This window comes from Arenibacter algicola, assembly GCF_018860365.1.
GTDB classification, from domain to species: Bacteria; Bacteroidota; Bacteroidia; order Flavobacteriales; family Flavobacteriaceae; genus Arenibacter; species Arenibacter algicola_B.
Genome location: NZ_JAHKPO010000003.1, coordinates 899987 through 915679, shown reverse-complemented (window position 1 = coordinate 915679; position 15693 = coordinate 899987). Strand labels below are relative to the sequence as shown.

At 40.6% G+C, this 15693-nt stretch carries 12 protein-coding genes; 2 read left to right on the top strand and 10 right to left on the bottom strand.

Annotation, left to right across the window (positions count from 1 at the left end):
* Positions 1–57: 57 nt before the first annotated feature.
* On the top strand, positions 58–801 hold the full coding sequence (locus KO529_RS05450; protein WP_215946883.1) for an SOS response-associated peptidase: 744 nt from the start codon (positions 58–60) through the stop codon (positions 799–801).
* 3 nt (positions 802–804) lie between these two features.
* On the opposite strand, the gene KO529_RS05445 is transcribed toward KO529_RS05450, so the two are convergent.
* From KO529_RS05445 to KO529_RS05405, 9 genes are all read right to left on the bottom strand, one after another.
* Entirely contained in the window at positions 805–1812 is a 1008-nt protein-coding gene (locus tag KO529_RS05445; protein WP_215946882.1) for a phosphotriesterase family protein, read from the bottom strand.
* A gap of 35 nt (positions 1813–1847) precedes the next feature.
* Positions 1848–2705 (bottom strand): sugar phosphate isomerase/epimerase family protein, encoded by an 858-nt coding sequence (locus KO529_RS05440; RefSeq protein ID WP_215946881.1) that lies wholly within the window; start codon positions 2703–2705, stop codon positions 1848–1850.
* A gap of 63 nt (positions 2706–2768) precedes the next feature.
* A complete protein-coding gene (locus tag KO529_RS05435; RefSeq protein ID WP_215946880.1) occupies positions 2769–3302 on the bottom strand; it encodes a GNAT family N-acetyltransferase in 534 nt (177 codons plus the stop codon).
* A gap of 151 nt (positions 3303–3453) precedes the next feature.
* Positions 3454–5676 (bottom strand): multicopper oxidase family protein, encoded by a 2223-nt coding sequence (locus KO529_RS05430; protein ID WP_215946879.1) that lies wholly within the window; start codon positions 5674–5676, stop codon positions 3454–3456.
* A gap of 7 nt (positions 5677–5683) precedes the next feature.
* A complete protein-coding gene (locus KO529_RS05425; protein ID WP_252734307.1) occupies positions 5684–6535 on the bottom strand; it encodes a DUF3347 domain-containing protein in 852 nt (283 codons plus the stop codon).
* 126 nt (positions 6536–6661) lie between these two features.
* Complete coding sequence (locus KO529_RS05420) at positions 6662–7033, bottom strand: hypothetical protein (RefSeq protein WP_215946878.1); 372 nt, start codon at positions 7031–7033, stop codon at positions 6662–6664.
* A 137-nt stretch (positions 7034–7170) separates the two neighbouring features.
* The gene (locus KO529_RS05415; RefSeq protein ID WP_215946877.1) at positions 7171–7587 is read right to left on the bottom strand and encodes an SRPBCC family protein; all 417 of its coding nucleotides are present in this window, start codon (positions 7585–7587) and stop codon (positions 7171–7173) included.
* A 221-nt stretch (positions 7588–7808) separates the two neighbouring features.
* Entirely contained in the window at positions 7809–9308 is a 1500-nt protein-coding gene (locus KO529_RS05410) for a YfcC family protein (RefSeq protein ID WP_215946876.1), read from the bottom strand.
* 75 nt (positions 9309–9383) lie between these two features.
* Entirely contained in the window at positions 9384–10226 is an 843-nt protein-coding gene (locus tag KO529_RS05405; RefSeq protein ID WP_215946875.1) for a class I SAM-dependent methyltransferase, read from the bottom strand.
* 437 nt (positions 10227–10663) lie between these two features.
* Here KO529_RS05405 and katG point away from each other — a divergent pair, with 437 nt between their 5' ends.
* A complete protein-coding gene (katG, locus tag KO529_RS05400; protein ID WP_215946874.1) occupies positions 10664–12922 on the top strand; it encodes a catalase/peroxidase HPI in 2259 nt (752 codons plus the stop codon).
* Between the two features lie 139 nt (positions 12923–13061).
* Here katG and KO529_RS05395 read toward each other — a convergent pair whose 3' ends face one another.
* On the bottom strand, positions 13062–15608 hold the full coding sequence (locus KO529_RS05395; RefSeq protein ID WP_215946873.1) for a phosphocholine-specific phospholipase C: 2547 nt from the start codon (positions 15606–15608) through the stop codon (positions 13062–13064).
* Positions 15609–15693 lie beyond the last annotated feature (85 nt).

The following is a 15693-nucleotide window of genomic DNA, read 5'->3' as shown; positions in this document are numbered from 1 at the left end:
AGATTTTGAAGTCGGTCCAGAAAAGTTAAATTCTTAATTTAGGGTAAAACTATTATTATGTGTTTCGGTACCAGGGTAACCACCTCTGCCAAGGATGTGGAAAAATTTTACAATGTTTCCAAATTAATGGGCAAAATCCCCATTAATGGCGAGCTTACCTATCACCACGCCAACGGATGGGCGCACCCGTTATTATGGATTATACCACAAGAAAGGAGCAACCACATTACCCCTTCTATGTGGGGCATAATGCCACAGAACTCCATTGGGGCCGATTTTAAAAACTACTACAAGGACGCGGCCAAGTTTGGGGCCGGACTCAACGCCCAGTCAGAAAAGCTCTTTGATCATTTTATCTATAGGTTCAGTGCAATGACCAAGCGTTGTGTAATTCCCGTAAACGGATTTTACGAGCCGCACACGGCTCCCAAGAAGTTTAAGGTTCCATTTTATTTTGAACGAAAAAATGAGGCCCTTATGAGCCTGGCCGGACTCTACACGACTACCAAGGACGGTTACAACACCTTTACCATCTTGACCAAGGCAGCCACTCCCCTCTTCAAGAAAATTCACAACACCAAAAATAGGAGACCCATAATTTTAAGGGACGAGGATGTGGACGTATGGTTGAACAACGACCTCAACGAAGAAGAAATCCGTAATGTCATGGAAGATGATATGGAAGATGCGGCCATAAAGGCCCATCCCATAAGCAAGGATCTTTACAATCCAAAAGTAGATTCCAACAGGGAAGATATTATTGAGGAAGTACAATACGAGGAATTGGAGATAAAGTATTGAAGTTTAATCAACATTTTCAATAGCAAAAGCCTTAGCCGGATTTACAGACAGCAATAATTTAATTTCCTCTTCCGTGAAGCCTTGCGTTCTGAGTTGCGGAAGGAGTTTGGTAAAAATATTTGTATAAGGGGTAATGGTCTGTTGTTGTTTTTGGGGATCGTACCAACCCGCATCATGGGATATGAGGATCCGATCTAAAACGCCGTGTTCTTTGGCAAATAAGAGTTTCTTAAGGTGCCTGTCCACATCCCAGCCCAATCCGTCCAGACTAATCCAGCAACCCAGAGCTGCCGCCTTGAGATATGTATCGTTATCATCTTCTGCTTGGGCATGTATCCATATAAATGAATTTGGGGAAACCCCTATTTCTTTAAGAATCTTCAATTGCGGCCATAAGCCCACTGCTCTTCCGGTATGGGAGGCAATGGTTAATCCCGTTTCCAAACTGGTAAGGGCAGCGGCCTTGACTAATTTTTGATGCAGGGTATCCAAGGGGTCGGTAGTATCTACCCCAATCTTGATAAAACCTGGTTTTATAGAAGTACCTTCTATACCGTTCTTAAACTCATGAATCCACTTTATCGCTAAATCTTCCGCGCTTATTTCTTGTACATATTGGGGAAGGAATTTATTATTTCGCGCACCATACAGTCCGGTATTGGTGATTATCTTCAGTCCTGTTTTAATAGCTAGTTTTTCTAAGAGGAGAACATCCCTACCTAAGTAGAAAGGAGTGGCATCCACAAAATAATTCACTTTAAAGGCTGCCAGTTCATCCAGATAAGGAGATACTTCCGCAATTATGGCATCATGGTTCCAGGAACGGGGTTGAATACTATCGGCCCCAATAAAATCGACCAAAATATGCTCATGGGACAACCAGATTTGGGAGGAGTCTACTGGGCGACTTCCTTGTACATCCTGTATGTATGGTTGTTGCGCGCAAATTGAACCTCCAATAGCTATCACAGCAATTAAAAATAGAATAAAGCTTTTTGGAGGTGCGCCCATCTTTTAAACGATATTTTTTTTACATATCAGTCCACTTATTTCATGGCGTCCAATGCCCCGTTTACATAACCCACGCATTCCGCAAGGCCAGCAAAAACATCATCGGTATCCTTTTCAAATTCCATGGCCATTACACCGGTATAGTTAATACCTTTCAAGGCTTTGAGAACCGCCGGGATATCCAGAACCCCTCTTCCAAACTCAACCGACTTACCATCGGCCTCCGACTTGTCCACATCTTTGAGATGGATATCATATAAGCGGTCTGCATATTTTTTAATGTTCTTTACTGGGTCTAACCCCAATCTTTGTACGTGACCCACATCTATACAAAGTCCAATGCGGGAGTCGAGCATTTTAATTTTATCGTAGACCACTTCAGGTGTTGGGTATACCTCATCTCCTGGTCCATGATTATGTATGGCCAACTTTATATTGGTCTCTTTTACCTTCATTTCCACCAAATGCAATAAGTCGTGATTGGGCACTCCTATGATCACCTTCATGTTGGCAGCTTTGGCATACCTAAAGGCATTTTCTACTTCTTGGGCCGTTTTCATGTATATGACGCCTCCGCCATAAAGGCCTATTCCTGCCTTCTCGAATTTTGTAGTTATATTTTTAATCTCTTCTTCACTACTCTCCAAAGGCATATGCATGCTCTTGAGCGCAATCTGCTTAAGATTTAATCGGTTGGCCATTGCCAGTGTTTCATCCAAACTAAATTTTCTCGTGGAATAGGATGCCAATCCCAGCGCAAGACTTCGTGCTTCCGTGCCTGTATTATTTGCCCCTAACATATCCTTGAACGGACTAGCAGTTAAAACTGAACTGGTAGCCAATAAGCCACCTAGACCAAGGGTTTTTAAAAATGAATTTCTTGAGTATTGCATTGGATGTGGTTTTTAGAACTTTCCCATATTATTAACGTAAGATATAAAATCTTTTCTGTTCCATTAACGATTGGAGTTATCCAGCTCAAAAATAATATTGTCTTCATCATCGGAGTCTTTTCTGCTTTCATTCCACCTAAAATGATTTCTAAGCAGCAATTTTTTGGAGCTTTCATTTTGTTTACTGGTGAACGCTTCCACCATTTCCAACTTCAATTTGTTGAACCCAAAGTGCAGCACTGCTTTCATAGCTTCGTCCATGATGCCCATACCTTGAAATTCGGGACTTAGATCGTACCCCACTTCTGCTGTTTTACGATCCTTGGAAAAATTCCAGAGAACAATATTTCCTATCATAGCAGGACTATTTTTAAAGGAAATACACCATTGGAATAGTTGCCCATTCTTTATATCATTGTTGGTCTTGGCAATAAAAGCGAGTGCCTTTTCCTTAGTTTCCGCAGACTGTCTTTTAACAAACTTGTTTACCTCCTTATCCGAACGCAGATAACGGATCATTTCCCAGTCCGTCTCCTCCAACCTACGTAAGAGAAGTCGGTTGGTTTCCAATTCCTGAAATTTATCTACTGTGACCATCTCATAAAGATACAATCTTCTGTTTATGTATAACTAATAGCAAAAGCCCTATTTCGCAATATGATTTTAAAATAGGGCATTGGTATTCTTTATTTAAACCACTGACTTACGTTATAATCCAAGGCCAGCGTTAGAAATTCAATTTAAGGAATCAATAATTCAAGGTAGCGCCAAATCCAAGTCCCATATCACTATCATAATGGGTGGAAATTCCAAGATTGCGTGTTACGATATACTTGAAACCTGTCATGTATTCCTTATCCGTATTGACCATAAAGGCCCATCGTAACCTAGGGCTAACCGGAATATCCTCCCGCATCAGTTGAAAACGTATATTCCCGTCCGTAAATACTTCTCCTTGTAAGGTTACCAACAGAGGTAAGGTATATTCAGCTCCAAGACTTGCTACAGCCCTGGTATCCTTTGTATTTCCTTGCCCAAAAATGTTTTTTTCCACGCTTCCCTCTGATTTTCGATAGCGCCAATCGAACCCGACAAAAGGCATAAACCACTGGTTCTTTCCAATATATCTGCCAATATGGGTTTCACTTTCATAGCCATGGTCATCGTGATATCCTAAACGCCATTCCGTTCCAATACTCCAACGGGTATTTTGCAACATGGCCCTCCCGTCATTACCATTGGATGCAAAATCGTTTTCCGCCATAAAATGGAATTTGTTACTTTCCTTTTGCAACTTTTTGTAGGCCCATTCCTTATTGGGCAGATACGGATTGGGGGCTTGCTCTTCATAGGAAAAAACGCGATTCATTCCTGCCATCATATGGTAAAGAATATGGCAGTGAAAAAACCAATCGCCTTCAGCATTTGCCTGAAACTCTATGGTATCGGTCTCCATGGGCATTATATCCAAGACGTTCTTTAAGGGTGCATATTCCTCCTGTCCGTTCAGCACTCTAAAATCATGCCCGTGCAGGTGCATGGGGTGCCTCATCATGGATCCGTTGTAAAGTGTAATCCTTACATTCTCCCCCTTTTTGATCAAGATCTTATCTGTTTCCGACAGCACTTTATTATCCATACTCCAAACATAACGGTTCATATTGCCCGTAAGCTCAAAGCGCAATTCCTTTACAGGGGCATCTTTAGGCAGGGTGGTAGGATGTGGAGCTTTCAGCATGCCATAATTTAGGGTAACCAGTTCTGCATTGGCTTCCATGGTATGATTTTCATGGTCCATTTTATGGTCCATTTTCTTATCGCCACTACCGGTAACCTCCGGATACATCACCGTGTTCATATCCATTTTCTGAAGGGACATATCCATACCCATGTCATCCATGGAACCGTCCATATTCATCATCCCATTCATCATTTTCATTCCCTCAAAATACTTCAGTTTTGGCATTCTACTTTTTAATTGTATGGTGCCATTGCCCAAGTAAATTGAGGCCGACTTGGTACGGTCCTCAGGGGTCGCCAAGAATTCATAGGCAGTATCCTCCTGAGGAATATTAACTACCACATCATAAGTTTCCGAAACGCCAATAATTAAGCGGTCAACCTCTACAGGTTCCACATCATTTCCATCATTTGCTACAACAGTTATTTTGCCTCCCGCATAAGAGAGCCAAAAATAGGACGACGCCCCACCATTCGCTATACGAAGTCGTACCTTGTCCCCAGCCTTAAACTGGGAAAGTTGGCTTTCATTCTTACCATTGATAAGAAATTTATCGTAATACACATCACTAACGTCCATGGCCAGCATGCGCTTCCATTCATTTTCCAGTTTAGTTTTGAAATGCCCCGCTTTAATGGCCTCCGAATAACTCTGAACGGTACCTTTTTTAATTCCACCCCAATCATTGGCATTGTGCAACATTCTATGCACATTTTCAGGTTTAATATCGGTCCATTCGCTCAAAATTACAGGCACAGTTGGTAAATCATCAATTCCCTCTCTAAAGGTTGGATCCGTTTCCTTTTTCTTTAGGATCAAGGATCCGTACATTCCTATTTGTTCCTGTAAACCACTATGACTGTGGTACCAATGTGTTCCATTTTGAATAATAGGAAAACGATAGGTATGGGTGGTGTTCGGTGCAATCGGCATTTGGGTCAAAAAAGGTACTCCATCTTCCTTATTGGGCAAATATACCCCGTGCCAATGTAAAGAAGTCCCTTCCTTAAGCCTGTTGTGTACCACAATTTCGGCAATGTCTCCCTCAGTAAACGTTAGCGTTGGCATAGGGATCTGGCCGTTAACGGCTATTGCTCTTTTTTCCTTGCCCGAAAAATTAACAATGGTGTCCGTCACCGTTAAATCGTATCTAACTACATTTTGGCCATGGCCAAAAAAGTTGGACAGTATTAGTATAAATACTGCCAAACAATACTTGTAATTGGTCATGTCCAAGTTATTTTATGGTTTCCACTGTTTTCCCACAACTTAGCATTTGGGAGCCATAATATGGGTTTTTGATGCCTTCCTCCAAACTAAGCCAATTGGCACCATTTCCACCATCTGCCATAGGGCAAAATTGATAATAAACCGGTGTTTCTAATTTTGAAACCTTTATTAGCTCAAACATATTTTTCGATAAGGACTTAAAATATACCCGTTGGTCACCTACCTCCTTGGTTGCCACAATATTTCCTATATCTACCTTGAGATCTTTTAATACCTTCATCCAAACCATATGGACGTCCATTGGAAGTTTATCCATTTCCACTTCTGAAACCGATTTCAAAAGTTTTTCAGCCTTATTGGAAGCCAAGGAACCATCTGTGCCTACCAGGGCATCCTTAACGGAAAAATAGTCTTCAAAAACACTTGAAAGCGCATTTTTATCCTGAGTCATTGCAATATGATGTGAATGGTCTTTGGCCATTTGCATGTCGTGCGACTCCATATTATGGGCCTTTTTTTTAGCTCGTTCATATTGGCAACATTCTGGCAAATTGGCATAGGTATCGTCCGGAGCAAAAAAGAGATCACTATCATAACCTGCCAATGCAATTCTCTTAAGAATTTCTCCTTTTGATGTGGCCAAACTATCATAGGAAATGATTGCCATTTTCGTGTTCTTGTCCCAATCTACGGTGGCTTTCTTGTTTAAATTACCCGCCTTTTCAATGGTTTTCTCACACATGGCACAGTTTCCATAAATTTTTACAGATTCTGACCTAAAGTTTTTTGTCTGGGCATTGCCCTCTGCAAAGGATAGCAATACGGAAATTGCCATCAATATATTTATTGATTTTTTCATCGTATACATATTTTATTACAAGGGATTCTGGAATCCCTTTTCGAATTATAAAAATTAATTATTCTAGGTTATTACATAGATACTGACCGGAAATAATACGACAGACCTATGGCTATTACTAAAAAGTTAACCTATTTTGGGGCGTTGCCAAATGGGGAGATAAACCAATTTTGGAATTTGTTGGATATAAGCCCAATCATTTTCCAATTCAGTATTGATATTTGAGAATTTCACTTCAAATCCGTTTAAATAAACGGGTGTATTTACTACAACTGGACAGTGGCACAAAATATGACTACAAGATCCACTACAGCCCTCATCTTCCCTGTCCGATTCGGAATCGCAACAAGACTTGTCTTCAGAATGACCGTCCATGCTGCAAGAATCTATATTTTCAGATTTTGATTTCTCCTTAGAAGTCCCACAAGCCCATACATTAGTGGTCGAAAGAAACAGCAATAAAACAAGGATTGATAATATGTGAGTTCTTTTTTTCATGTTTTCCAATAGCAAAGTTACACAATTATCTTTTTATCAGCTCCAATTTGGCTTGACATCCAATAATATAATACGGCCCAATTTTAATGGTATTTAACTTTTAAACGAAGTCTACGCTAGCCGTAATTTGCATATAACTAATTGGACTCAGTATATTTCTTAAAGTTATTGAGGATGGCCTGCCATCCTCCTCTTTGCATTTCAATGGAATTCTCGGATTCAGCATCAAAGTTTACCTTCACAGTTGTCTTATAATTTAGCTCGAAGAAGGTGACCTTTACCTGCCTCCCATCTGGCATAGTATAGGTAAACTGTTTGTTAGGCTCCACTTCATCATAAACAGCCTCAAAATCGAACCCAAAACTACCGTCCTTAGCTTCCATTCGCGCCAAGTATTTTCCGCCGACGCGCATATCATTGGATGCATGTGGGCAGTGCCAATCGTCCGAAGCAAAATTCCATTTTATTATGTGTTCTGGGTTGGTATAATAATCCCAAACCTTATCCATTCCTTCAGAAATGGTCGCTTGAACCATTATTTTTGTCTTTTCCATTTCCGTTTTATTTTGATTGATGTAATTATTACCCAAAAGAAGGCTTTTGCAATACTTCTATTTGGTGCAATCGTGTGTGTATATAATAATATTACACGTCATAAAGGGTCATTGACAACAGCAGGCAAAGCCTAAGCATTACCATTTACTAAAGTTAGTTATTTGCCCTTAATTCTTATAAAAAATTGAAGGTTATTCGTAAAAAGCCATCGGTTATGCATTCAATTCGTATACACTGAAATAGTCAAAAAAATCATCGTAGTGATGACCAATACCAACATAAGGGGAATAACAAACCTCAACCACTTATTGAATCCTATTTTCACTATGGCCAAAGCGGCCAAGATTAAACCTGTGGGATTAATCAAGTAAAACAGGCCCATACCATACAAATAGGTGTCAACAATAATTTCCCTACCTATATTTACCGTATCCGCCAAAGGAGAAAAAATTGGCATGGTCAATACTGCCATGCCTGAAGAAGATGGCATAAAAAAGGATAGTCCCCCATAAATAAAGAGCATAACGTTGGCGAATACTCCTTTGTGCATATCTTCTGTAAGAATACTGGCATAATACAAAACGGTATCACTAATAAGTCCATCCTCCATTAGTATGGTTACCCCCCGTGCAATACCCACAATAAAGGCCACGCTGAGCAAATCGGCAGCTCCCTTGGCAAACGCATCCACAAAATCGCTTTCCTTAATTCCGGCAATAAAACCAATGATAATGGCCCCTACCAAAAATGTGGCGGTCATTTCCACAAACCACCAATCCAAAAAGGAAACTCCAATGATCATAACAATGAAACACAATGAAAATACAAGGGTAATAAGTCTTAGTCTATTGGTAAATTTAATTGTGGCATCCACCGTATTTAATCCAAAAAGCTGTTCAATAGCTTCTTTTTGGTCATAAATAATCGACTTTGAAGGGTCGGCTTTTACCCGTTTGGCATACCTAAGAATATAAACAATGGTGATGGTGGTACATAACAACAGCATAATGATACGATTATTGAGTCCAGTGGTCCAATTTATTCCTGCTGCATCAGAGGCTATAATGGTAGCAAACGGATTAATCGTAGAACACATACTGCCAATACCGGACCCCAGAAAAACACAACTTAGGCCCACCATAGCGTCATATTTGGCCGCTAGGAATACGGGGATTAAAATGGGATAGAATGCCATGGTTTCCTCTGCTAATCCAAAGGTGGTTCCCCCAAGGGCAATTAATGTTGTAACTACAATTATGAGAATATACTCCCTACCTTTAAGTGTTTTAGCCATCCAGGCAATTCCGGCATCAAAGGCCCCCGTAAGGTTCATAATACCAATTAGGCCTCCAATAATTAGAATCAAAAAAATAATATCGGCGGCTGCAATTATACCTTTTATTGGCGATTGCGCCAAGGCAGCCAAACCTTGGGGTTGTGCCTCCATTTCCCTATAGGTATTGGGAATACCTATGGGTTTATAAATATCGCCATTGGTGAATTTTTCAATTGGTATTTTTATATCTAGTTTTTGCAGGGTTGCCTGGGTCGCCGGTAATTCTACACTTTCCCCAATACTTATCTTGGTAAAACTATTGCTTTGGGCATTGTAAGCCAGACTATCATATTCGCCGGCCGGAACAAGCCAAGTTAATATGGTCACCAATACAGCGATAAGTATAAGAATAGTTTGGGCTGTTGGAAATTTTAGTTTTTTCATGTTTGGCCATGGTCTAAGTTTGGCAACAGGTTAAGGTACATAATTTTCATGTACCCTATTAACAGTGGATACTGTTTAGGGTTTCATTTTCTGCAAGAGATAGAAGTTTTCATTTAAAATAAGTTCCTTTTGTAGACTAATTTTATGATCATAGGTTTTGGCGAGACTAAAATAATCTTGATGGTCTACTAAGCTGTACCCAGATATTTCCCGATAGTACGAATCTTGAATGGTTTGATAATCGCTCGCCTTGGTTTTGGAAACCTTTTCCCCAAAAAAATCAAGTAACCTTTCAAAGGCCAATGTTTGTTTCAAATTATCCCGAAACGATGCACTTCCAATAATATCCCCAGTATCCTGAAGGAGGTTGAACAACTGAAATAGGCTATCCGTTTCCTCCCTATCCAAAAAGAACAAAACCCCTTCAATAAGTATAAAGCTCTTTTTTTTGTTCTTGATGGAGTTAATGGCTGCCAATAACCCCTCCTTGTAAGCTGTACTAAAATCAACTCCTACAAAATGTAAATTTCGCTTGGGAAGTATATCCTCTTTTTGCCATTGTTCTATTTTATTTTTTTTGTACCCCACTATCTCTGGTTTATCTATTTCAATATGGATTATTTTTGGGTCCAACAAAAACGGATACATACTAAAACCAGCCCCAAAATTGATCAAAACTTCGATTCCATTTTTAATGACATTTTCCTTTATTTTATCTAAAAAATATCTATTTCTTAAACAGTGCGTAAATGTTTCCTCAGAGGACACTTTTGTCAGATATTCTTCGACCCATTTTTCTGTTTTCGGATTATTCCATAAATAGGCAAAATGATCCCTACTTAAGCTAACATCAGTAGCACGAAAGGCGGAGGTTACAAATGCCGTCTCATGTAATTCTATATGATCGCTACTTAGCATATTAATCTTTCAAATTAAGATTGTAGTTAAGAATGTGTTGTGAAACATACAACTATTTAAACCCCAAGGTAGAAAATCTTTTATTTCGTCGGGGGAATTGTTTATGGCAGTAACAAAATGAAGGACCATTGATTCCACTATATCCTAGAAATCCTCAATCTTTCATTTAATCAACCAAAATAATTGCTAATAAAATATTTTACTTTAAGCACTTGAAATGACTATTCCCCAGGTTGGATTAAATGTTTTTGTAGGGGAACATAATTGCAAATAGGACAAGTTAAATTATTTAAAGCCAGGAATTAGAGCCAATGTATCGGGGCCATAAGTTTTCCCTAACATCCATAAGTTTTATTGATGAACATTTCAAATCCATCAGAAAAAATTATTGTAAATTTAAGGATGAACTAATCTAAAACTTATTTAAACTATATAAAATGGAAGATAAAACACATTCAAGCCAATCATCTAATGGTAAAGTATGGGATGTAAACGGATCAACGGCACAGTGCCCATTTTTAAATGGGGAATTGCATCAAGTTGCTGGCGGAGGTACTAGCAACCGTGAATGGTGGCCAAATCAATTGAAATTAAATATACTGCGTCAAAATTCGTCCTTGGTGGATCCTATGGATCCTGATTTTAATTATGCAGAAGAATTTAAAAAACTGGATCTGGCAGCAGTAAAAAAAGACCTGTACAAATTAATGACTACAAGTCAAGATTGGTGGCCGGCAGATTATGGTCATTATGGCCCTTTCTTTATTCGTATGGCCTGGCATAGTGCCGGAACCTATCGTATACAGGACGGCCGTGGAGGTGCCGGTTCCGGATCACAACGCTTTGCACCATTAAATAGTTGGCCGGACAATGCCAACCTGGATAAGGCTCGTTTATTGTTATGGCCAATAAAAAAGAAATACGGCAAGAAGTTATCTTGGGCGGATCTATTGATATTGGCCGGGAACTGTGCACATGAATCAATGGGATTAAAAATGTTCGGTTTCGCCGGAGGCCGTGAGGATATATGGGAATCCGAACAAGATGTATATTGGGGTTCGGAAAAAGAATGGATGGGCAACAAGGAACGCTATTCCGAAAACGGGGAATTGGAAACCCCTCTAGGTGCCGCCCACATGGGATTGATCTATGTAAACCCTGAAGGCCATAATGCCAATCCAGATCCTGTAGAGTCCGCACATTATATACGCGATACTTTTGGCCGTATGGCAATGAACGATTATGAAACGGTTGCACTTATTGCTGGGGGACATACCTTTGGCAAAACCCATGGTGCTGCAGACCCCACTAAATATGTGGAAGCGGAGCCTGCAGCGGCAGGCATTGAAGCCCAAGGTCTTGGTTGGAAGAACAACTATGGAACTGGAGTAGGTGCGGACACCATTACAAGTGGTATAGAAGGTGCATGGACCAATACCCCTACCAAATGGAGTCATACCTTTTTTGAAAATCTATTTGGTTACGAGTGGGAATTGACCAAAAGTCCGGCCGGAGCGCACCAATGGAAGCCCAAAAACAATGCTGGTGCAGGAACGGTACCTGATGCACATAATCCTGACGTGAAGCATGCACCTTTTATGTTGACCACGGACCTTTCACTGCGTATGGATCCAGCTTATGAGAAAATATCAAGGCACTTTTTGGAAAATCCGGAAGAATTTGCAGATGCATATTCACGTGCCTGGTTTAAATTGGTACACCGTGATATGGGACCGGTATCACGTTATCTGGGGCCGGAAGTACCTAAGGAAGAATTAATATGGCAAGATCCAGTACCTGCCGTGGATCATGAGTTGATCAATGATAAGGATATTGCAGATCTGAAGGCCAAAATTTTGGCAACGGGCCTCTCCATATCCCAATTGGTTTCTACCGCCTGGGCTTCCGCCTCCACTTTTAGGGGTTCCGACAAGCGAGGTGGTGCCAATGGAGCACGGATTCGCCTGGCACCACAAAAAAATTGGAAGGTAAACAACCCCAAGCAATTGGCCCAAGTTTTGGATAAATTGGAAGCCATCCAAAAGGAATTTAATGCCGCACAATCCGGAAATAAAAAAGTTTCCTTGGCAGACCTTATTGTTTTGGCAGGAAACGCCGCTATTGAGAGTTCGGCAAAAAATGCTGGGAAGAAAGTAACGGTTCCTTTTTCTCCTGGACGCACCGATGCAAGTCAAGAGCAAACCGATGTGGAATCTTTTGAGGTCCTTGAACCACGGGCTGATGGTTTCAGAAATTACGTCAAGGAAACTTACGGCGTAACCGCTGAGGAAATGCTTGTTGACAAGGCTCAATTATTGACCTTGACCGCTCCCGAAATGACAGTACTTCTTGGTGGTATGCGTGTACTTAACACCAACTTTGACGGTTCCCAGCACGGTGTTTTCACTAAACGCCCTGGAGCCTTGACGAACGACTTCTTTTTAAATTTGCTTGATATGGGAACTACTTGGAAAGGTATTTCCGATTCCCAAGACGTCTTTGAAGGACGTAGCCGCAAGACTGGAGAATTTAAATGGACCGGTACCCGTGCCGATCTTATTTTTGGATCCAATTCCGAGCTACGGGCCATTGCAGAAGTTTATGCCTGCGAAGATTCAGAGGACAAGTTTATAAAAGATTTTGTTGCCGCATGGACCAAGGTGATGAATCTTGATAGATTTGACCTTGCAAACTAAGTCAATATATTAAACCAATTATTTCCAAATCGAAACAGTGAGGAGATAGATACAAACAGTGTTATTAATTAAAAAATCCCATCCTGAATTTTAGGATGGGATTTTTCTTTTAAAACTTTAAGTATAAATCATTGATAACCTAAGAAACTACCCTTCCCATAAAAGGATCACTCTTGGACGCTTTCCCGGTTTCTACCCTTCCTGCATATCGCCTTGCAAAACTCGAATTTTTTGGGATTTGCAATGAAAAATCATACCAACCATAACTTTTGGCACAATTGACAATAATGTTCTCTACCGTACCTTTTTTGATCCGAATTTTTTGTTCAGGATTACCATAGGCATGGTCTACAACTGTAATATTAATATCCTTTTTCTTGGAGGTATTGGAAATTTGGATCTCTATGTTGCCCGATAATTTTTTTATAAATCCCCTCTTTTTTTGATAACCACAACTTATTTGTAATTCGGGATCGGACTCAGCACCCATAAATTCCCTATAAAAACCGTTAGGTCCATATACCCGTAAATGGTATCCTTCATCCTCAAAATGATCTAAAGGCCATTCATAATCCAGACTATTGCCCTTCTCTACGGCAAAGGGCCATGCTTGAACAGGTAAAAAATCTACATCTCCACCCTGCGTTTCCTGCCTATAGTTTCCAGGGGCATAAACATTAAATGGTGCTCCTTTGGCCGATTCTCCAAAAAAAGCGTCGGCAGCTTTAAACTGAATTCGAAATGAGTTCTTCTCAGCATTTATTTGTCCATCTACATATAACTCGTACGGCAAAGCACAAGAATCCCTAATTCCAGGTTCTTGATGTGGCATAAACGATGTCTTATAGAGGTCTTTTTTCGCATTGGCTATATCTTCACTGCTTAGTGGTTTAAAATCCTTGGGCAATTCCTTAAAGCTGGCATTGTAGACCTCTTGCATAAAATGGTTGCGCTCTATGGCTTTGGGAATAGTATAGGGCTCCCCGTTATATGGCCTAAAGGCAGAGGTTAGATTGCCACTAATGGCCCTGCGCCAACTACTTATATTGGTTTCCTTAACTACTTTGCCCGTTCTTTTCATTATCAATTCTTCCAAGAACATTAAGGTGGACGTAATGTCGCACACCTCGGAATTGACCCATCCGCCTTTGCTCCAAGGGGAGGCTACGACCATTGGAACCCTATATCCTAGTCCCATTGGGCTTTCCCTAGGGTCCTCCGGATCCATACCTTTTTTTGCCATCTCCTGTTCCAAGCTGGCATATTCCTCTGAGGTATCCAATCCTTTGGTGAAATTCTTGGTATCCTTAGGATTGGGAGCGACAAAAGGAGGAATATGATCAAAATACCCGTCGTTCTCGTCATAGGTAAGCACAAAAATAGTTTTCTTCCATACCTCAGGGTTTTTGGTAAGGATATCCAGAACCTCAGAGACATACCATGCCCCGTACCAGGGAGCGCTCGGGTGATCCGAAAATTTCTGGGGGGCTGCCAACCAGGAAACGGCAGGTAATTTCCCCTGGTCCACGTCTTGCCTAAATTGATGCAGTATATCGCCTTTGGGCACTTTTAAGGAACGCTGAACACCGTTGTCATTGTAGCTAAACTCCTCAACGCTATGGTAATCCGGATCTCCGACATTGGTAGCAAAGGCCTTTTCATGTAGGTTTTTTTGAAACTCCGAAAGTTTTTCAAAATTCTCGGAATTCCAAGTCTGAAGAACCTCCTTAATCTGTTCCAGCTGTTGCTTTTTCTTTTGAAGTACTTTTAAATGTTCCGCTTTCTTTTCCTCGGGCTGTTTGTCCAACCCCTTTTCCAAGTCCTCTATTTCTGAAGGCAATACCTTGAGTCTTCCTTTTATATATTTTTGAAAACCGGCGCTATAGCGAACATTGTATTGGGTAAACCACTCTAGGTTATTATCGGTAAAATTAGCCAACAAGGAAGAATCTTCAACATCTGTCGGCAAACTGATCTCGTTCTGATAAACCCGCCAAGAAATGCCATTTTCTTCCAGTCTTTCCGGAAAGGTTTTCCAACTGGCCTCGCTATTATAGCTTACCTCAGAATTTCTTACACAAGGTCTATTGCCTTGGGTATCGAAAGATTTTCCTGTCCAAAAATAATTTCTGTTGGTAGTTGTTCCTGTCAGAGCCGAGCAAAAATGCTGATCAAATACGGTAAAGGCATCGGCCAGGGCATAATAGTACGGCAGGTCTTCCCGGGTATAATGACCTAAGGTAAGTGGCATATTGCCATATTCCTCATCGGCCTTCTTTGCCTCGAGCCATTGGTCGTATTTTCCGTTATTGCGGGCATCTACCTGACTTTCCCAGTGATGTGGCAAATCTCCCATCCAAGTAGCTTGGGTCTCCTTTAGGTTCAATCGGAAAGGCACATAGGTTTCCCCATCCTTATTACTTTGAAGCCATACAGGTATTTTGTTCGGCAATGAAATGGCCCTAGGGTCATTATAACCCCTAACTCCTTGTAAAGTCCCAAAACAGTGATCAAAGGATCGGTTTTCCTGCATAAGAAATACTACATGTTCGGCATCATAAAAAGTAGTTCCAGTTTCAGGGTCAATTTCCAAGGCGCGTTGAATGGATGGAGGCAGACTTGCTGTTAACCCCATTCCTCCTGCCAACATACTTGCCTTCTTTAAAAAATCCCTTCTGGTATCCATAATTTAATCTTGGTTTAAGTTTTTGTATTTAAAAAGAGGATTTAAATATAGTTTTTTTAACTTTTAAATGCCCCAAATAATGTCC